The 20,486-nt window shown below is 67.3% G+C and carries 11 protein-coding genes and 2 pseudogenes; 6 read left to right on the top strand and 7 right to left on the bottom strand.

Annotated elements, in window-relative coordinates; genetic code table 11:
* Positions 1–75: 75 nt before the first annotated feature.
* Together ACIBR0_RS28225 and ACIBR0_RS28220 are read left to right on the top strand one after the other, a co-directional pair.
* A complete protein-coding gene (locus tag ACIBR0_RS28225; protein WP_396720658.1) occupies positions 76–7,533 on the top strand; it encodes a ricin-type beta-trefoil lectin domain protein in 7,458 nt (2,485 codons plus the stop codon).
* A 1,177-nt stretch (positions 7,534–8,710) separates the two neighbouring features.
* Entirely contained in the window at positions 8,711–10,987 is a 2,277-nt protein-coding gene (locus tag ACIBR0_RS28220; RefSeq protein ID WP_396720656.1) for a hypothetical protein, read from the top strand.
* Positions 10,988–10,993: 6 nt separating this feature from the next.
* On the opposite strand, the pseudogene ACIBR0_RS28215 reads toward ACIBR0_RS28220, so the two are convergent.
* Positions 10,994–11,786 (bottom strand): annotated as a pseudogene (locus tag ACIBR0_RS28215) (IS5 family transposase).
* Between the two features lie 210 nt (positions 11,787–11,996).
* On the bottom strand, positions 11,997–13,091 hold the full coding sequence (locus ACIBR0_RS28210) for a hypothetical protein (protein WP_396720653.1): 1,095 nt from the start codon (positions 13,089–13,091) through the stop codon (positions 11,997–11,999).
* A gap of 585 nt (positions 13,092–13,676) precedes the next feature.
* Here ACIBR0_RS28210 and ACIBR0_RS28205 point away from each other — a divergent pair.
* Together ACIBR0_RS28205 and ACIBR0_RS28200 are read left to right on the top strand one after the other, a co-directional pair.
* Entirely contained in the window at positions 13,677–14,333 is a 657-nt protein-coding gene (locus ACIBR0_RS28205; protein ID WP_396720650.1) for a hypothetical protein, read from the top strand.
* Between the two features lie 88 nt (positions 14,334–14,421).
* Positions 14,422–14,658, top strand: a complete 237-nt coding sequence (locus ACIBR0_RS28200) for a hypothetical protein (protein ID WP_396720647.1) — start codon at positions 14,422–14,424, stop codon at positions 14,656–14,658.
* Between the two features lie 326 nt (positions 14,659–14,984).
* On the opposite strand, the gene ACIBR0_RS28195 is transcribed toward ACIBR0_RS28200, so the two are convergent.
* The 4 genes from ACIBR0_RS28195 to ACIBR0_RS28180 form a co-directional block, all read right to left on the bottom strand.
* A complete protein-coding gene (locus ACIBR0_RS28195) occupies positions 14,985–15,446 on the bottom strand; it encodes a hypothetical protein (protein ID WP_396720644.1) in 462 nt (153 codons plus the stop codon).
* A gap of 165 nt (positions 15,447–15,611) precedes the next feature.
* On the bottom strand, positions 15,612–15,980 hold the full coding sequence (locus ACIBR0_RS28190) for a hypothetical protein (RefSeq protein WP_396720641.1): 369 nt from the start codon (positions 15,978–15,980) through the stop codon (positions 15,612–15,614).
* A 7-nt stretch (positions 15,981–15,987) separates the two neighbouring features.
* On the bottom strand, positions 15,988–16,203 hold the full coding sequence (locus ACIBR0_RS28185; protein ID WP_396720639.1) for a hypothetical protein: 216 nt from the start codon (positions 16,201–16,203) through the stop codon (positions 15,988–15,990).
* Between the two features lie 686 nt (positions 16,204–16,889).
* Positions 16,890–17,435, bottom strand: coding sequence for a hypothetical protein (locus ACIBR0_RS28180; RefSeq protein WP_396720637.1), 546 nt, complete (start codon positions 17,433–17,435; stop codon positions 16,890–16,892).
* 724 nt (positions 17,436–18,159) lie between these two features.
* On the opposite strand from ACIBR0_RS28180, the gene ACIBR0_RS28175 reads away from it, so the two are divergent.
* Positions 18,160–18,645, top strand: a complete 486-nt coding sequence (locus ACIBR0_RS28175) for a hypothetical protein (protein ID WP_396720635.1) — start codon at positions 18,160–18,162, stop codon at positions 18,643–18,645.
* Positions 18,646–18,689: 44 nt separating this feature from the next.
* A complete protein-coding gene (locus ACIBR0_RS28170) occupies positions 18,690–18,986 on the top strand; it encodes a hypothetical protein (RefSeq protein WP_396720633.1) in 297 nt (98 codons plus the stop codon).
* A gap of 971 nt (positions 18,987–19,957) precedes the next feature.
* Here ACIBR0_RS28170 and ACIBR0_RS28165 read toward each other — a convergent pair.
* A pseudogene (locus ACIBR0_RS28165) lies at positions 19,958–20,486 on the bottom strand (hypothetical protein); the annotation flags it as partial.

Raw genomic sequence — 20,486 nt, 5'->3', positions numbered from 1 at the left:
ACGGCCAGCTTGCTGACTCACGTACCGGCGTCAGCCGCGCCGAAGCCCAAACCGGCAGAGCAGTCGCAGGAGCCGGTGCCGACCCGCAAGGTGAAGCCGCGGGCGGCGACGAAGACCCAGACCGATGCCCCCGGCATCACCAGACTGAAGCACACGAAGTTGCCGTCGGCGGCGACCGCCACGGTGGTGGTCTCCGGTCGGGCTGCCAGGGTCGGCGACCTGCCGGTGGCGTTGAGTCCGGTGGGCCCGGCGACGGCGCAGGAGGAGCAGCGGGCGATCCGTCAGCGTGAGCGGGCCCCGGCGTCGGTGCGGGTACGGGTTCTGGATCAGAAGGCGACGAAGGCGGTTGGGGTCGCCGGTGCGCTGCTGGCGTTGTCCCGTGCTGACGGGGTGGACGCGCCGGGGCGGTTCCGTCTGCGGGTGGATTACCGGGACTTCGCCAACGCCTACGGTGGTGACTTTGCTGGCCGGCTGCGCCTGGTCGCGATGCCCGCCTGCGCGCTGACCACTCCCAGCGATCCGACGTGCCGGGAACGGCGGGATCTTGGGGCGGTTCGCTCCGGTACCACCCTCTCCGCGGACGTGGCCTTGACCAGCGCGGAGGCCACCTCGCTGGTGGCGCTCTCCTCGACCACGACGTCCGCCGGTGGCACCTTCCGGGAGACGGGGTTGTCGCAGGCGTACTCGTGGTCGGCGGGGAACCAGAGTGGCAGCTTCACCTACAGCTATCCGTTGGCGGTTCCGCCGGCGGGGGTCGGTCCGCAGCCGAGCCTGGCGTTCACCTACGACAGTGGTCGGGTCGACGGGCGGACCACCGCGCAGAACGGGCAGACCTCGTGGGTCGGTGAGGGCTGGGACCTGCAGGTCGGCTACATCGAACGCTCGTACCGCCCTTGTGAGCAGGACGGTTCGGCGACGTACAAGGATGACTTCTGCCAGTTCTCGCCCCACAACGGCACGATTGTCTTCGGGGGCACGGCATCGCCTCTCGTATATGTCGGGGCGGGCACCGGTACCGGAACCCAGTTGTACCGGTCGGCCAGCGACGACGGGCTGCGGATCGAGAAGCTCGTCGACCGGACCTACATCAGCAACGGCGACAACGAGAACGAGTACTGGCGGGTCACCACCCAGGACGGTATCCAGTACTTCTTCGGGGTCAACAAGCGGTACAGCAACGACAACGAGAACACCGGCTCGGTGCAGACGATGCCGGTACGCGGCAACAACTCCGGTGAGCCTTGCTACCCGAACCTGTGCAGCCAGGCGTACCGGTGGAACCTCGACTACGTGCTCGACCCGTCCGGCAACTCCATGACGTACGTCTACGTGAAGGAGTCGGGCACCTACGGGGTGAGCGGCGGCGTCGACCACCAGTACGACCTCGCTTCCCAGCTCAAGTTCATCGACTACGGCGACCGGGCTGGCAGCGAGCACTCCCAGAGCGCCCCGTTCCGGGTCGAGTTCGAGACCAAGGAACGCTGCCTCGAAGAGCCGTGCCTGGACAGCTTCGGGGTGCCGATCAGGGAGAAGTACCCGGACACCCCCTGGGACCTCTACTGCGCCATCGCTACGGCAGGCTGCTCGAACCTCAGTCCCACCTTCCTGACCAAGAAGCGGCTGTACGCGGTCCGGACCAGGGTGCTGGACCCGGGCAACCCGCCGCAGTACCGCACGGTGGACGAGTGGAAGCTGGAGCACACCTTCCCCTCGACCGGTGACAACATGGCTCCGACCGGTGACGACACCTCCCCGCACCTCTGGCTGAACACGATCGAGCACACCGGCCGTGGCACCGACGGCACCACCATCACGGAGCCGAAGATGCAGTTCGGCGGCGAGATGTGGGGCAACCGGGTCGACTGGGGCGCCGACATCGGTGTCCCTCCGTACATGCACTACCGGTTGAGGTCGGTGAAGACCAGTACCGGTTCGGAGACCCTGGTCAACTACGCCGACACCCCCGAGGGTGGGGTCCGGTGCCAACGTACCTGGACACCGATCGTGGACAACAACCCCTATCTCTGCTTCCCGCAGCGGCACTACTCCGACGGCGGCTCGGGATTTGCCTGGTTCTACAAGTACCTGGTCGGGAGCGTGCAGGAGCGCGACCTGACCGGAGGTTCGCCCGACGAGTTCACTTTCTACAAGTACTCGAACGACGCGTCGTCGGACAGCGCCCTGTGGGCGCACGACATGAACGAAACAGTCGAGTTGCAGTACCGTAGCTGGTCGCAGTGGCGCGGCTACAGCACCGTCACCGCCACGAAGGAAGCGTCCCAGACCGTCGAGACGGTCAACCGCAACGTCTACTTCCGCGGTATGGACGGCGACAGCAAGGTGGATGGCCCCACCGGCCAGTCCATTTCCTGGTACGGCCGCAACGCCGGCCTGCTCGCCCCGGTGGGAACCCCCGGTCTCGACGGCGCCATCGCCGGCCAGGGCGGCAAGTGCCTGGACATCGTCGGCCGGTACACGACGAACGGCACCCTCGTTCACCTCTATGACTGCTACGACACCTGGAGCCAGGTGTGGCAGCGCCAACCCGACCGCACCATCAAGAACCCCCAGTCCGGTAAGTGTCTGGACGTCAAGGGGTACGGCACCACCAACGGCAGCGAAATCACCATCTACGAGTGCAGAGCCACGACGAACCAGATCTGGCAGCCGATGCCGAACGGCAGCCTGATGAATCCGCAGTCGGGGAAGTGTCTCGACCTCTCCGCCTACGGCACGGCCAACGCGACCAAGGTGCAGTTGTACACCTGCACGAATGCCTGGAACCAGGTGTGGCAGCCGCAGGCGGACGAGACCCTGCGGAATCCTCAACCGAACCGCTGTATCGACCTGGCCAGCTCGGGTACCGCCAACTTGACCGTGATCCAGTCCCGGACCTGCACCGGCCAGCCCAATCAGGTGTGGCGACTGCAGTCCGACGGCAGCCTGAAGAATCCGGCGTCCGGCCGATGCCTGGACATCAGGGGACCCAGCACCACCAGCGGTAGTGTGATCCACCTGTATGACTGCTACAACGGATGGGGGCAGAAGTGGGAGCCCCAGGCCGATGGCAGCCTGAAGAACCCGTACTCCGGTAAGTGTCTCGACTCCGGCAGCAACCAGGCCGGCCAGGCCTACAACCAGTTGGTGCTCTGGGACTGCAACGGGAGCATCGTTCAGAAGTGGACCAACCGCTTCAATGATGCCGACGGGTTGAACGGCTCCCTGCGGGAGAGCCAGGACCTGGACGGTACGCAGATCGCCGCCTCGACGATCCATGTGCCGACCGCCGTCGAGACCGGTAAGCGGGCCAGACCGGTCACCGACGGGCAGGACCTCTACGCCTACCGGGTACGGGAGACGACCACCAAGGACCGGACCTGGATCGCCGCTGACAGCACGTGGCGGTGGACCGAGTCGCGTGCCACCTACGACAGCACCTACGGGCTGCCGCTCGACACCACGGATCTGGGCGACACCTCGGTAAGTACCGACGACACCTGCGTCCGTAACGAGTACTCGTACAACACCGCCGCATATCTGGTCGCCTACCCGTACCGGACCACCGAGTACGGGGGCACCTGCGGCAGCACGACGGTTCTGGCCAAGAGCCAGACCTACTACGACCTGAGCACGACCCTGGGTACCGCGCCCACCAAGGGGTGGCGGACCAAGACCGAGGCGATGACCGACACTGCGGGCACCCTCGCGGTCACCGAGGCGACGTTCGACCAGCGTGGTCGGCCGTTGACCAACAAGGACGCGCGTGGACATACCACCAGCACCTCCTACACCCCGTCGGACAACCTGCCGGTCAAGGAAGTCAAGGTCAGCAACCCGCTGGGTCACTCGTCGACGGTGACCTTCGAGACGGGGCGGGCCCAGCCGACGCAGGTGCTGGACACCAACGTGAAGGCGACGATCACCGAGTACGACGCGTTGGGGCGCCGTACCCAGGTGTGGTTGCCGAGTGAGAAGAAGAGCGGCGGCGATCCGCCGTCGATGAAGTACGCCTACGACATCCGGGCGGACGCACCGAGCAAATTGACGGTGCAGACGCTGCAGAGCAAGGCGGCCGGCACGGTTCCGGCGGTCTACCTGACGTCGTATCAGTTTCTCGACGGCCGGATGCGGGTGCGCAACACCCAGGCCACGGCGCCGGGGAACAGCGGGCGGATCATCACCGAGACCAGCTACGACACCCGGGGGCAGGTGGCGGCGCAGACCGCGCCGTACTACGACCTGAACCCCGCTGGTTCGGGGCTGGCCACGGCCGATCCGGTGAACCTGGCATCCCGGACCACGTACAGCTACGACAACCTGGGCCGGGTCACCGCGGAGGTGCTCCAGGCCAAAGCGGCGGAGAAGTGGCGTACCCGCCACACCTACGACGGGAACCGGCACACCCTGATCCCACCATCGGGCGGCCAGTCCACCAGCTATGTCGACGCCGCCGGTCGGACCACCAGGGTCCTGGTGTACCCGACCGCGGGCACCGCCGAGACCACGACCTACGGGTATAACACCGCCGGGGAGTTGACCACGGTCACCGATGCCGCCGGGAACGTCACCCGGTACGGCTACGACCTCGCCGGCAACCGCACGAGTGTGCAGGATCCGGACACCGGCAGCAGCAGCTCTACCTACAACGCCATCGGTGATCTGCTCTCGACCACGGATGCCCGGGGCAAGAAGATCTCCTACCGGTACGACGAGTTGGGTCGGTTGACGGGCCGTTGGTCCGGTGAGGTCGCCGACAGCGTGAAGCTGGCGACGTACGTCTATGACGGGATCAACGGTGCCGTCGGCAAGCTCTCCTCGACGGTCCGGCACGTCGGCACCACCAACTACGTGGTGGAACCGACCGGGTACGACGACCGGTACCGCCCCACGGGTACCCGGTGGATCATTCCGCAGGAGGAGGGAAAGCTCGCCGGCACCTACGCGACGAGCTACACCTACGACGCCGCGGACCATCTGACCACACTCAGCTACAGCCCCAAGGGTGGGCTGTCGATAGAGGACGTCAAGACCGAGTACGACGTCAACGGGTACGCCAAAACATTGACCGGCCTCAACAACTACGTCACCCTCACCGGCTACACCCAAATCGGACAGCTCTCCTCCCGCACCTACGGTGATGCGGGCCCGGGTCAACTGATCCGCAGCTACGAATGGGAGCCGGCCACGGGTCGCCTGTCGAAGATCGTGGCGACACTGCCCGACCCGGCGGTACCCGACACCCGTAAGACGGTGCAGGAGGACCTCTACTCCTACCAGGCGGCCGGTGACATCTCCTCGGTCAAGGACCTGACCGACGGGCAGTCCCAGTGCTTCCGCTACGACGGGCTGCACCGACTGAAGGAGGCGTTCACCGCCATCGACGACTGTGCCGCCGACCCGACCGACGTCGGGGCGACCGGTAAGCAGCCGTACTGGGACAGCTACGCCTTCGACAGCGCGGGGCGTCGCACCTCGGACACCCACCGGACGGGTACCGCGACAACCAGTCGTACCTACAACTATCCGTCGGTCGGTTCGCCGCAGGTGCACGGCATGTCCTCGATCGCCGTCACCGGCAGCACGACCCGGACGGACAGCTTCGGGTACGAGGCGAACGGGAACCTGAGGACCCGTACCGTCGCCGGGGTCACCACCACCTACACCAGCGATGTCGAGGGCCGGTTCAGCACCGCCACCGTCAGCGGTTCGGGGCAGACCAAACACGTCTACGACGCCGATGGCGGTCTGCTGATCCGCGCCGACCCGGCCGGAACGGCCCTCTACCTGGGTGGAGAAGAGCTGCGGCTGGCCGGCAACAATGTCACCGGCACCCGCTACTACACCCACAACGGCGCAGCCGTGGCGGTGCGTACCGGCAGCAGCTCCACCGTGACCTGGCTGGCCGCCGACCACCAGAACAGCGCCAGCCTCAGCGTCGACCCGGTCACCGGGGCGGTGCAACGGCGCTGGTACACCCCCTACGGCGCCGACCGGGCCGGAGCCACCGGCTGGCCCACCGACCGCGGCTTCCTCAACGCACCAGCAAACAGCTCCACGAAACTGCTGGATGTCGGAGCACGGGAGTACGACCCCGACACCGGGACCTTCACCGCCCCCGACCCCCTGGTCGACCTGGGCAACCCGAACAGTCTCAACCCCTACGCCTACGCCTACCACAACCCCATCACGCTCAGCGACCCCACCGGTCTGTCACCCGGTGGTCTGAGCAACGACGACTGGAAGGCCATCGGCTTCTTCGCCGTCACCGTAGTAGCGGCGGTCGTCGTCTGCGGGATCACCGCAGGTATCGGCTGCGCCATCATGACCGGTGCCGCCATCGGCGCCGGACTCGGCGCCGCCTTCGCCGAGGACGGCAAACGCTTCCAAGGCGCCCTCATCGGCGGTGTCGCCGGCGCCGTGGGCGGCGCCGTCGGCGGTGGGGCCACCGCCCTGCTGACCAGGGTCGCCGGTCTCGCCGCGAATGCCACCCGACAGGTGGTCATTTCCGGCGCGGCCGCCGGCATCACCGAAAGCGTCGCCAACCAGTCCCTGGCCACCGGTCACGTCGACTGGCGCCAGGTCGTCCTGGAAGGAGCCCTCGGCGGCGCACTCGGCCTCGCCGGCAAGGTCGCCGGAAAATCCGCCCGGAAACTGACGGGTGGATGCAAGAAGCACAGCTTCGCCCCCGCCACCCTCGTCCTGATGGCCGACGGGTCGACCAAACCCATCGAGGAGGTGGAGAACGGCGACCAGGTCATCGCCACCGACCCGGAAACGGGTGAAACCCAGGCCCAGCCGGTCGAGCAGTTACACCGCAACCACGACACCGAACTGACCGACCTCACCATCCGCATCACCGACACCACCGGTGAAGACGGCACCACAGACACCACTAGCACCACCCTGCACACCACCCAGAACCACCCGTTCTGGGACCAGACCCTCCAACAGTGGGTCGACGCCGCCGACCTCATCCCCGGACACCACCTGCGCACCGACGACGGCGACACCGCCACCGTCACCGCCGTTCGCAGCTACCTCGGCGGCACCACCATGCACGACCTCACCGTCACCGAAACCCACACGTACTATGTGATCGCCGGCACCGAACCGGTTCTGGTCCACAACGTCAACCCCGGCTGCTACACAAGTGTTTTTGAGTTCCAGCTTGATAGCGCTGACTGGGGCAAATCGCGACCGACCCACTTCCGTCGTTCGGCGCATGCATTGCTCAAGGAAATGGATGCGGATCCCAACCTTGAGAAATTCCTTGCTGAAGTCGTCGGTCCGGGCCGACGCGGAGAAACTCTCCGTCAGCAGCTCGAAGCCAACCCTGCAAAGGCGCCGCATGGCTGGGTTTGGCAGCATGCGACCAAAGCTCAAGGACGTGGGCGTGAGGGAGTCATGCAGCTAGTGCCCTGGTCTGAGCATCACTCTGCGGCATCACCCTTCTGGAAGATCCTGCATCCCTTGCCGCACTATGGCGGAGGGTACGCTGAGTGGGCGATACCGAATGGGGCTCCCTCGAACTGACGAAGATTGGCTATGGCATGAGGTTTTCAGTCCAGTACCGATATGGAGCATCGGAAGCGCTCGACGAGGTTTCCGATGAGGCGATCGGCCAGCTACTTGCTGAATTGGACGACGGTAATGATGACGTCGAGCACGGTGACGTATGGATAACGGACGAGTCCTCCGGATGGGCAATTGGAGCGTTTGCGGGTGACCGGCGATTGGTTGTCTTGGAGGATACGAATCCGGGAGGCAGTGTGGTCCATCAACTTGGGGTTTCTCGACAGCAGGCCTTTACTTTGATGCGACGTATGGCAGATGGTGGGGTGGATGCAATCCGAGGGGAACCTTGGAGCCCTGGTTATGGACCTCGAACTGAGTGATGAGCGATGCCGGGATATCTGCGACGACGGAGATCCCTTGGCTCCTCATAACCCGGTGAGAAGCATCCTCCGGTTGACGGCAGCGCCGACAGCAACGGCAGCCGCCGGGGCCAGCCAGGGCCTTACCGAGGCCGCAGAGTCAGCCGAGGTCGCAGTCCGACGACCTTAGATCCGACTGTGCCTCTTAATCCGCGGGTTCGGGGTTCGAGTCCCTGGCGGCGCACCAGCAATCATCTGGGCATTCACCCCTCGTGGGTGGGTGCCCAGATGTCGTTTCAGCGGGAGTGACAGACATCCCATGGGCTTGGGCGTCAAGCAGCGCCCCGCCATTTCCCGCACCACTTCATCGTACAAGCGTTCGACTAGCGCTGTTGGGCAAACCGGCGGGCGAGGGCGGTGTGGCGACTGGCGCCGCCATCCGCACCAACCAGCACTTCACGCTTAAGCAGAACCCACTGGGCCGGTAACCGCCGCGACAACGTCGCGGTCCGACCTACGCCTGGGAAACCTGCACCGGCGCCGGCCTTCGGAAGCCGTTCAGCGGGCCTTCTTCGTCGCCCGCTTGCGCGGCGGGGTCAACAGCCCGCCGGCTGAGCACGAGGCGCTACCCGCGATGACCCACCCGGTCACCGCACCCCTGAAAACCAGCTAACCAACTCTCCATCAAATCCGGGGCTTGACAGTGTGTCGGCGGCTCAGTGGTACCTGTGGTAAGCCGGTTTATCGGAAGGGGCTCTCGCGGCCCCGCGTGGCTGTGGCCCTAGGGGGTATGGCAGGGCAGGTCCGGGCCTGACTCTTGGGGGAAGCGGCGGCGCATGGCAGCTGACGTGATCGAGTTGCGGGTGCATGGCGTGTCGGGCATGCGGGCGGGGACCTTGCTCGACCGGCCCCTGGTGGTGCGGGTGGCCGGCGACCGGGACGCCGGCTTCTACCGCCCCCGTCCGGGTTTCGGCGAAGCGACCGGTCCCGGTGGAGCGATCCTGGAGGCCTATCACTGGAGCAACTTGACCGCAAGTAACGTTGCGCGCGGTCTGATGCAGCTGCTCCTGTTGCCGTTCATGCTCAGCAACCTGGCGATTTGGTCTCGCCCCTCTGGCCCAGGCTCCGGCGCATTCGTGAAGGCACTATGCCGCCTGCTCGGTGCTACTTTGACTGGAATGTTCGTGTTGACGCTCGCCAGCGTGTCACTTGACCTCGTGGCATGGCAATGCGCGTCCTATGCAGCCTGCACCGCTGGCCGAGCCCCCTTGTCCTGGCTCGGTTCGCTGCCCGTGGGGCCGCGACTCGCGCTGCTCGCCATGGTGCCGATCATCGCGATTTGGGTTGTGTCGGGGTTCAGCGCACGCGCCGGAAGGCGGTACGAGGGCTTTTCCGCGACGGCGGGATCCGGCGGTGACCGCCTCGACGCGTCCGACTTCTGGCACACCGCGGCACTCGTGGCTCGGCTCCGGCTGATCCACGTCGCGATCGCGTTCGGCACGCTGGACGCCAGCCTGCTTCTCGTCTTCGTGCTGCGTGCTCCCCGCGGGGTGGGTATTGGTCTGCTCGTCGCGGCCGTCACGCTGTTGGTGGCGGCCCTAGTGCTGCTGTGCGTACCCGGCCTGACCGACACGGGAACCGCGCATGCGGGGGCCGCGACCGCGGTTCGCGTGCTCGGCTGGGCTGCGGGCGCTCTTACGGTGCTGACCCTGGCCTACGCCGCGCTGCTCGGTTCCGTCGCGGCAGAACCGGGCAGACTGCCTGGACACGCGCGGATGGTCGATGGCTTTGTCGGCATGCAGGCCGTATTGCTGGTCATGCTGGCCGCGGTGGTGGTGCTCCGCCGGCACCGCGCCGACGAGTCGCCTAAGGCCTTCTGCGGGCTTGGCAGCCCACTGTTGGCCTCGGCCGCCGTCGGGTTGGGAGCGGCGCTCTCCGCCGCGCTCGTTTATCGGACCGCAGATGTGCTGGACCGCGGCGCGGTGCCGACCACGATGCGAGCGATATCCAACGCTCCGCTGCAGCCACCGGCGACGTTTCGATGGGCCGCGCTGGGCACCATCGCCGCAGTCCTGACGGTTCTTATCGGGGCGTTCGTCGGCAGTCGCTTGACAAGGTCCCGGCGCCACGAGGAGGCAGCGAAGACCATCGAGCAGGATTTCCGACACACCCCACCCGACACGCAACCACAGATACGAAAGGTGCGCGACATCATCGTCCGCGCCCGCCTCGCCGAGCGCCTGAGTCCGCTGCTCTGCGCCTACCTGGTGCTTACAGTGCTCAGCCTGGTCGCCGCCGGCCTCGATCTGGCCGGCTTCGGGCCGATCCGGCTCGCCGCCCGGCTCACCGGCAATGGCAGCACCGTGGCGCGGACCATGTTCTATCTGACGGACGTGGGGACGTACCTCGTCGAGCTGATCGCGCTCGGCATTCTCATCATCGGCGTGCTCGCCTACCGATCTGCGGATCTCCGCGGGATCGTCACGGTGTTGTGGGACCTAGGCAGCTTCTGGCCGCGAACTGCCCATCCCTTCGCACCGCCGTGCTACGCCGAGCGCGCGCTGCCGGAAATGGCCAGGCGCATCCAGGCGCTGGCCGGGAAGGGCGGAGTGTTGCTCTCCGGGCACAGCCACGGTTCGGTGATGGCCGCGGCGACCATCCTTCAACTGCCACCCGAGACGTTGCGCCGGGTGGCGCTGCTCACCTATGGGTCCCCGCTGGGCCGGCTGTACGCGCGGCTCTTCCCGGCTTACCTCGGCGATGAGGTGCTCCGCGAGGTGGGCGATCGGGTGGGGTGGCGATGGGTGAACCTGTGGCGTCACACCGATCCGACCGGCGGCTGGATTTTCTCCCCACACTCGCCGGGCGAGCCGCCGAGGGCGGAGGGTGCGCAAGGAGGGGTCGACTGCCGACTACGCGACCCCCGCAGTGTATCGGTGGACCCGATGGACACGGTCCCACCTCCGATCGAAGGACACTGGCCCTACCACACCAACGACCGCTACGCCGCAGCTGTGGCCGACCTCGCCGGACGGCTCGACCTGCCAAGCAAAGCTCCAGGCATTGTCGCCGCCCCCAGAGGAGTAGAAGCCGGGGAAGGACCGGTGGGCTAAGAGGTCCTAACAAAGTCGTGCGACATGTCGGTACGTGATGATGCAGGTGGCAAGGCCGAGGAAGGCTTCGTGGATGTCGTCGCGGCGTTCCCAGCGGATGCGTAGTCGTCGCATGCCGTGGTACCAGGCGATCGTCCGCTCGACCACCCACCGGATGACTCCGAGTCCGGATCCGTGGGGCTGACCGCGGCGGGCGATGCGCGGGCGGATGCCCTTGCCGCGTACCGCCTTGCGGTACTTGTCGTGGTCGTAGGCGCGGTCGGCGAACAACGCGTCGGGGCGCTGGCGTGGCCGGCCGCGCCGACCGCGTACCGGCGGGATCTTGTCGATCAGCGGGAGCAGTTGAGTGACGTCGTGGCGGTTGCCGCCGGTCAGCGACACGGCCAGGGGGATGCCGGCGCCCTCGGTCAGCACGTGGTGCTTCGAGCCCGGGCGGGCGCGGTCGACCGGGCTCGGGCCGCTTTTGGGCCACGTCTGGCGGCCCGCACGTGCGAGGAGTCGATCACTGCGCGGGACCAGTCGAGCTTGCCGGCTGCCTGCAGTTCAGCCAGCAGCAACTCGTGCAGCCGCTGCCACACCCCGGCCCGGTTCCACTCCTCCAGCCGCCGCCAGCAGGTCATCCCGGACCCGAACCCAGCTGCTGCGGCAGGAACTCCCACTGGATGCCGGTGTGCAGCACGAACAAGATTCCGCACAGCACCTGCCGGTCCGGTATCCGCTTACGTCCCGGATGCCGTGGATTGCGCTCAGGTTTGGGCAGCAACGGCTCGATGCGCTGCCACAGCCCGTCCGGCACGATCCACGGCGGCTGCTCACCACGCCTCACGATCCGACATCGTAGATCAACCTCTACAAGGGACGAAACGCCCAGAGATCATTTTGTTAGGAACTCTTAATCGACGTACCCGAACCGGCTCTGCCACCCCGACAGCCTGACGGCCTCACGCCGGCCCAGCCCTTCACTCAGGCCGGCGTGTCACCAACACCGCCAACGTTTGTGGTCAGAGCACTAGCCATTGAACTGTTCCCAGTCGAGGCGAGAGCGTAGGGGCCGCAGGACTGAGCGTTGCCGGCTGCCGACGCTCAGCCAGATACCACTCTCGCCGTAGTCGGCGGCCATGGCGACCAGTCCGGGAGCCACCCAATGGCGCGTCGGATCGCCAGGTACATGCATCGGCTGCAGCGGAACGGGAACCAGATCCTCGACGAACCGGTCCAGCGCCTCCGTGGTGACCGTGGCGAAGCCGGTGAACGGTGAGGTGCTCACCGCTTCGTTGAGGGCGAACTGGAGCAGGAAGCCGCTGAGGCGTTCCCGCTCGCGCAGCCGCTCCGGGCCGCCGTCGTACCACACGACCGGATCGTCGTCGGTGGGGTCGATCAACGCCACCCAGACGCCCTGATTCTCGGCCGCGAAGACCACCAGCGGCTCGTCTTCCAGGTACTCGATCCTGTCGAGCGGCTCGATGAAGTCCTGCCGGCCGAGGATTTCCTCGCGGCCGGCGGCGCTGTCGTGGAAGGCCAGCAATGGGGCCGGTAGCTTCATGGCCGCGTGTTGGGGTGTGGCCGGTAGCGCCGGCACATCGGCGTACCAAGCGGTCAGAAAGGAACGCAGTGCCCGGGTCAGGTCCTGCGGCACATCGTCCAGCCAGCCGATACCGGGTACCGGCAGCGTCGGCGTCGGCGTCGGTCGCACCTTGTCCAGCAATTCGGGGGGAAGCCGCTCGCCCCAGGTCAGCTTGGCGGACGTGAGAAACCCCTCTTCGCCGGTGTACGGGTCCATCCCACGGTAGGTGCTGGTGGCTTGGTAGAGCTCACCGAGAGCCAGGCAGCCATCGGCCATCTTGACAAAGCCCAGAAGCGGCTGATTGGACTTGTTCTTCGAACTGATCCACTCAGTCGCCTCGCTGGGCAGAGGCTCCCGCAGCATCAGTGTGTTCGCGTTGTCGACAGCGTTGCCCTGGGGCCGGTCTCCGGCGTCGACGATCAGGACCAGAGCGTCGGCTCCGTACGCGAAGGTGACCCCATCACCCTGCACGACCTCGACGTTCGGGCCGGCAGCATCCACCGCCGCCCGCTCCGGGACAACCGACCATCCATCGATCATCGGGCGAGTATAGGAGCCCGGATCCAACCCGACACCGCGCGCTGGCGCCGGCAACTCACTGTTGCAGAGTGCCCGCCTACCGACCGCGCTGACCGTAGCCGGACCGGGACGTCTACTCATCGGCACCAGCAACGGCCGGACCTTGGACTGTTCGGCCGGATAGCTGTGACCTGTCGAGTTCAGGGTTGACCACCACCAACCGTCGCCGCCTCCGCAGACAGGCTACGGCGGTGACGCGCACTGAACTCGGCACGATAGTGCGTTCCGACATGCGATGGCTCCGTCACCGCCATGCCGGGTGGACCTCCGTCGTCCCCTCGTACGCGAGCCGCGCGGTGGACTTCGGTGTTCCGTCAGGGTCTTGACGCCTAGCATCAGCGTCATGGCTGTTGACCCCGCGACCTCGCGCGGTGATCGTCAGGCGATGTTCGCTGCGTTGCCAGCGGACGGCGCGACGATAAGCAACCCAAACCTGCGGCGCGGCTCGGCTGGGACTCCGACCGCTACTTTCGCGCCCGCGACGCACTGGTCGACATGGGCTTGGCCGTACGCGGGTCGCGGTCGCGGCGGCGTGGTCCGCGGCTCGTGCCCGAGACGGTGGTCGAGGAGCGGACCGTCGCGGTCGTCGTCGAGGCCGGCGCCGACGCTCTCACCACCGCCGCGACTGCCGAGACGGCTATCAAGAACGAGTTCGCCCTCTACGAGCCGATGCGCCGGATGATCGCGCACGACTGGGCCAAAGACCACCGTCGTGAACCTCTGGCTGTGGAGATCACCGCGCTGCAGGGGCGGCGAGCTACCGGTGGCATCTGGTCACGGCCTGACATCGTCAGCGTCGAGGTCCGCACCTCGCCTACGTGCCCGGAAAGTACCTCGAAGTTGCCACCTTCGAGGTCAAGGCGGCCAACGCTATCAACGTCCAAGCCGTGTACGAGGCGCTCGCGTACCGCCGCGCCGCCACTCACTCCTATGCTCCTGCAGGTGCCCGCCGACCAGGCCGACAATCTGGGGGACAACGTCGCTGATGTCGCCGAAGCTGAACGCGCTCACGGCGTCGGGGTCGTACCGGCGGCCGACCCGGCAGACTACGACACGTGGGAGGAACGGGAAGAAGCCCCCCGTATCGAACCCGACCCCGAACGCCTCAACACCTTCGTCGCGATCCAGCTCTCCGACACACACCGCACGCGACCTCATTTCTCGACGCCTGCGCTAACCAACACCCCAACCGCCCGTGTCTGATCACAGGCAGGTCCGCCCGTTGCGACTGCGGTCGTTCGATTGGCTGCCGACCGGGCCCAAGCATGGACGTAATTCCCCGGAGGCCGCCATGGTCAAGATCCCCGAGTACGCCGATGCCGTCTACCGGTTCGTTCAAGCACACGCCACCGTCGAGGACGGACGACGCGTCTGCCGCGAGCCCCTCTATCCGTGGCTAATGGAGGAGTTCGACCTGAGCATCCACGATGTCAAGGGTGTCCGCACCGCCGCGGTCAAAGAGCTTGAGCGCCGTGGTCTCGTTCGGCGCCCGAATCCCAGAGGTGTCCTGCTGATCCTGACCGACTGAGGACCGATCCAGCGGCTACACCTCGCGACATTCGGCGAGCCAGACGAGGGCGTCGGCGCGAGAGCTAGCTCCGCGCACCTAAACGCCACTCGGATCTGGCGGCTCGCAAAGGAACAGCGATGAAGGTCGACGGATCCGACGCGCGATCGGGCCCATGTCACGATGTCCTCGAGCGTCTCACCGCAGGTCTTGCTCTAGGTGCTCGTCCAGTTGGAACCCCGGCCAGAACGGAGCCGAACGCAGTCCGCGCGGTGGAGGACGACGTACGACGAGCGGGGAACCCGATCACCATCGGGTGCCGGCCACGGGCACGAGGGCGGGCTGGCTCACGGGTCTGGGTGACCAGCAGCGGTAGAAGGCCAATTCACCGCCGGAAGGCGGCGGCGGATCAGCAGGCAGTGATGCCTGGGCCTGTTCGTCGGCAGGTGGCGTGATCGCCACCTATGCCCAGTCGTACTTCCGTGCGCCTCCTTGGTTCTGTCGCCGGCGCTGTAGCGGTTCCACGCCCTGCTGCTGAGCACGGCGGCGACGTGGTTGGCGCGTTGCGGGCCGAGGGCCGGGCTGGTGGTTGTGCGGTGGCTGCGGGCCACCGCGAGGACGTAGCCCATGCCGCGGGCCTGCAGATTTCGGCGCAGGCCCCGGTCGCCGCCGTAGAACTCGTCGACGGTGCACCAGGTCGCCGGGGTGCCCGACTCGTGGTACGACCGGTCGCACTCGTCAGCACGGTAGGCCTCCGCCTTCGACGCGTAGTCCCAACGGAGACCGGTCAGAAACGACCGGTGGAACACCCAGGCGCGCCTTGGCCTGCTCAAGTCGCAGACGCAGCAGGAAGGCGAGGGTGCGCGCCTGGCCAGCGGACAGGAGGAAGGTCATGTCCGCCAGGCTCACGACGAGAGTGGGCGGTGCACCATCTGGTGCCTCGACCACAGCGACCTGGACCGGCTGCGAGTCAGTCACTCGCACGATCCGCTTGGGAATCGTGAGGGTGGGAGCAGGTCGGCGAGGGTGGTGGGCCGACGGTGGGGCGACTCGATGGCGATACGTCCGATGGCGATGTGCCACCCACGGGCGACCTGGTCGGCGGCGAAGCCGACTGCCCGGCCCGCAGCCATGGGGGCAGTGGTGATGTCGTCGGCCTTGACGGTCAAGGTCACCTCGCAGTACTGCGTCTCGGTGACCCCGCTGACGGTCGTGACGAGAATGCGGTCCGACCGCTGCTGTAGCTGCACCAGTTCGTCCCGCAGGCGGTTGACGAACGTCGGGAGTGAGGCGTCGCCGGGTGGGGTGATCCGGAGGATGAGGTTGACGCGGAAATCCGGCACTCCCGGCTCACCCACCCTTGCGGTCGTGGCGGGTCTCGGCCGCGCTGCCGGCTACCGGTTCGAGGACAGGCGTGGCCTGTTCGCCGATGGCGGGTTCGCCTCTGCCCGCTGCCGCCCCGGTAGCAACCTCGTCCAGCTCAGGGCCGGTGAGGCTGCGTAGGTCGACGGTGCCGCGTTGTATGGGCAGGTCTTCCGGGTACAAGTCGAAGCCGGGGGTCGTCATGGGAGGGGCCATCCTCGATGGGGCAGCGCGGGGCGCGGGCGGCTCACCGGGGACGGTGGGTGTAGTTGGTGGCGTGGGATCGCGGCGTAGCCGGACCGGTGGCAGTGTTCACTCATCGGTTGCCACGGCGGCGACTGGGACATGACGACTCCTGGCGCGACTCAGCGCAAGTAGTCCGCCGGACGTGCCGACGGCCCCCATCTGGCGGGCGAGTACGAGGACCGGTGCGATGGCTCCACCGGTTGCGAAGGTCGGACCAGGGGGGAGCCTGTGGGCCCGGCCCCCGGCGTGAGTGTCCCTGCGCCCTAAGCGCCAACGTAGGTTCACAAGACGACCACTCCCGCTAGGCGCGCGAGGTGAAGCGACAGGAGCGAAACCACCCTCCGGGGGGTCGGGGAGGGGTTGGGCGTCCCGCCCCTGTCGCCTGTGGACGCTCGCACCACGCATCCGTTCCATCTGCGCCCATCGTCCATGTGCTGTTACATCACCCAGTTGCCCTAGTGCATCGAGCGCTCACCGCCTCTCAGCCGCGGGTGGGTGCGACTTGGGGGTGGCCGCCACCCTGGCCAGCGGTGTGGGGACCGTTGTCGGGTACGCCGGGGTGGCGGCCGTGACGAGTGACGCTCGACTTTCCGGATAGATCAAGTCGTCGCCGTGATCCAGGGCAGGTGCCCTCGTCCCGCCGGTCAGGTGTCTCGGACTGTCAGCCGAGGGGCGGTGTGATCGCCGTCGTGCCTGAGTGGTTCGTCGGCGTCGAGGTCACCGCCGAGGGATTCGTAGCCTTCCTGCCCGTCCCACTCGATGGCTGCGGGCAGGTCGGCCAGTGCGGCTTCGACGGTGTTCTCCGCGGTGGTGAAGGCGTCCTCGCGGGTGGTGGCGGTGACGTCGATGAGCAGGGGCAGGTGGAGGCGGGCCTGCCAGCGGCGGGGCAGCAGCGGCAGGTCGAGGACCTCCAGGAGGCTGTTCGCGGCGTCGATGCTGACCTGCTCGTGACGGACGTCGTCGGTGAGCGCTTCGCGTAGCTGCCGGTGGAACAGGTCCAGCGCATCCGGGTGCCGGGCGTTGTCGGGTGGGGTGCAGGTGTGGGTCTGCCGCAGGTGGGACAGGATCTGGGCGGTGGTGTGGGTGAGCCAGCCCAGTGGCGCGTGCTGGCCGGGGTGGAAGGTCTCCCAGCTGGTGCGCAGGATTGTTTCGAGGGCCGGCTCGCGGGGTGGGATGTCCGCGCTGGTCATCGGCGATGTTCTCCTTGTTCTGGTTCAGTGAGCGGATAGGGAGGCGCCCTGCGGCCGGGATGCGGCGCGGGGCGCGGGAGTTACCGCCGGCCGCAACGAGAAGAAGTCGAGTATCACTCTGGTGGGACGGGTCTCGGGGCGGCCAGCTTGGGTTCCCGAACGCGCCGCCGGGCTTACGGCGTGCAGCGCGTACGGCGAGGCTCGCGCAGACGGCGGCCATGACAGCGACCGCGAGGACGGCGGGGGCGGGACCCTGACCCGCTACCGCCTTGCCTGGCTGAACCCGACGGCGCGATTCGGGGTGTCGCCACTCCGGCTGCATACCGTGAGCTGGCTACCGGGAGCTCGCATGCTCGAGGTCGCCCATTGTGCGTCGACCGCCATACCGGATCTTCAGCAGCAGGAAACAGTGTGACGGGGTGGCGGTGGTGGGTATCCGAGGGACATGGACATGGACCTGGAGCAGTGGCAGGCGTTGGCAGACCGGCACCGGCAGTGTGATGACGACCCTCGCCGGTGTCGAGACTGCCAGGCCTACTGGCCGTGCTCGTACCGCCTTCGCGCGGAGGGCCAGCTGGTCAGGACAGTCCGCGCGGCTGCTACGGGGACGCAGAGCCCATTCGTGATGGCGTAACCTGCTGGCTGAGACCTACCGATGTAACGAGCACCCGGCATGGTCGCGCCTCTACCGATGTGAAGTCCAACCCGGGTCAAGGGCACCACCGTGCCTGACCTTTCCGCCATCGCGCGTGAGCGCGCAGCGCTAGCGACTATTGCCGACACGATCATCGCAGTGTCGGTCGGCAAAGGCCTAAGAGTGACCGTGGCCTGCCCTAACTCCCACCTCGCCGTCATTGATTACCTGGCGCAAGCGCTGCACGCCCGCGGCCGCGCCTGCCGATGCCTGCCACCGAACCCGAACCCGGTAGGCGCAAGCGACCCGCCCCAGGATCGGCGAGAGAACAATTCGACCGATGTCGTGATTACGTCCGGATCGGCCGAGGAGACGGACCGTGGGGTGCAGCGCGTGAACATCACCGTAGCTGCCGCCGTCCCCACGCCACGCAATGGCGACGTCAGCCACCACAAGGCAGGCGAGCCGCGCCCAACGGCGGTCGGTGTGCCGGACATCATTCTCGCCTACCACGATCCGGACGGGCCTCTGATTCGTTACATGGCGCCCCACCTGTCGACACGCGGCCGGCGGTAGGAGTCCCACGGTCCGGCAGGATCTACAACATGGGGGAGGGCTATATGAGGAACATCGCCTTCGCCCTTTCTCTCGAGCTCGCCCTTTTTCTCTTTCTCATCCTCCTTGCCTTTGGAGCTGGCGCGGGCCGGCTGGTCTGGCCGGCGACGGTGAGGGTGCTGCGGCAGGTCACCAATCAGTGCTTGAACAGTGCCGCCGCTCTGTCGCCACGTGCCGGGCGAGCCCTGCACGAGGCGCTGCTGGCGTGGAGGTTGAAGGCCAGCCGGGCGTCGTTGGCCGGTATGGCACCGGTGTTGGTGATGCTGACCATGGTCGAGGATCGGCCGTTGACGCGCGGTTGAGGGCGTATTGAATGCTGCATTCTGGCGGGGGTTGGCCGATTCCGACGACGGCGGCCGGCGTGTGGGCCTGGGCCGAGCTGCCGTCGCTGGATGACCCGGGGGACAGGGCGACAGCAGCAGCTACGGAGGCCAGCAGCGTCACGGCGGCGGCCCCGGTGACGGCGGCTCGCGGCGGCGCGGGGAGCAGGCGCCACCGCGCGAGGGGTACCGCAACGACCGGGGAGGCGGCGAGGCCGGCGGCGACCGGGCCGAGGGACGGCAGCCAGGTACGGGTGGGCTGGGCCCGGCGGTGCCGGCCACGCCGTCGGCGGGGTCGGAGACCAGGAGTGTGGTTGGGGGTGCGCAGGCGACGGCGCCCAGGACCGAGGCGGCTTCGGTGGCCGGTGGGCGGTCGGCCGGATCACGCCGTGGCAGGCGACTGCCTGTTGCCGATGCGGGTATCTGTGCCTGGATCTGCCGCACGGATGAGCTGGCGTCCTCAGTCTCATCCAGATGGCGGCACCGGCGAACCCGTTCAACTCCGCCATCAAGGCCTGACGTCTCCAGGGCGAGCTGCGCTGCTGCCCACAACGCGCAGTCGCCATTACCGCCGAGGACGCGTAGGGATGACGCGTGAAAAGGCTTGCTAGGTCAGCGGAATCGCTGGGCGGACCCGCATCGTGCCATAGTCGTCGTCTGCGGCGACCTCTGCCGCGTAGTGGACGTCGCGAAAGGCGGTGGCGATCGTGAGCCAGGCCAGGAAGTCGCCGGATCCGCCGCAGACCGCGCTTCCGCCGTCCCCGCCGCAGACGACGCCTCGCTCGGCGGTGCGCTCTCCTGGTAGGGGTCTTGGCCGATGTGCAGACCGAACAGGTTGGGCACGCGGTGGGGTCCGGTTTTCGCTGACCATGGGTCGCTGGGTGGGTTGTCGTCGCCCCATCGGAACAGGGTCGTCGCGCCCGCGCCGCACGCGTGTTCCCATTCGTCTGGCGTCAGGAGCCGCTGCCCGAGCGCGGCCAATCGGTCGGCTCCCCGTCGTACGACGGGGAGTCGAGCAACCAGGCCACCTCGACTGTCCAGTCCGGCCGCAGGATCGCGCTACCCGCGCCCGACCACTCGATCTGTCGCGGCGCAGACTGCTCCCACGGTCCCGGCTGCTCTCGGGTCTGGTCTACCCAGCGCACGATGTCCGGATGATCAAGCGGAACCGTGACGGCGCCTGCCTCGACCGCCTGAACGGCGACCAGCAAGTCCAGCAGCGGCCGGCCGGGCGAAGCGCGCAGGAGGTCGAAGACGACGTAGTGCGCGGGATGACGCCCGATCATTGCCGGTAGCTGTGCGCCGGCGGTGACCCATCGTTGCAGCTGGGAGAAGTTGGTCCGCTCGCCCTCCCACACGACGAACTCGCCGTCGAGGACAGCCCCTGCTAAGGGACGTCTCGTAACTCGGGGCAGCTCGGGCGAGGTGATCCGGGAGATCCGTGATCGATGGCTGCGGTGTGTTGCTGGATGAACTCGACGC

This window comes from Micromonospora sp. NPDC049497, assembly GCF_044465805.1.
Lineage (GTDB): Bacteria > Actinomycetota > Actinomycetes > Mycobacteriales > Micromonosporaceae > Micromonospora.
Note: the sequence above shows the minus strand (reverse complement) of the source record. Positions and strands in the feature narration are given on the sequence as shown.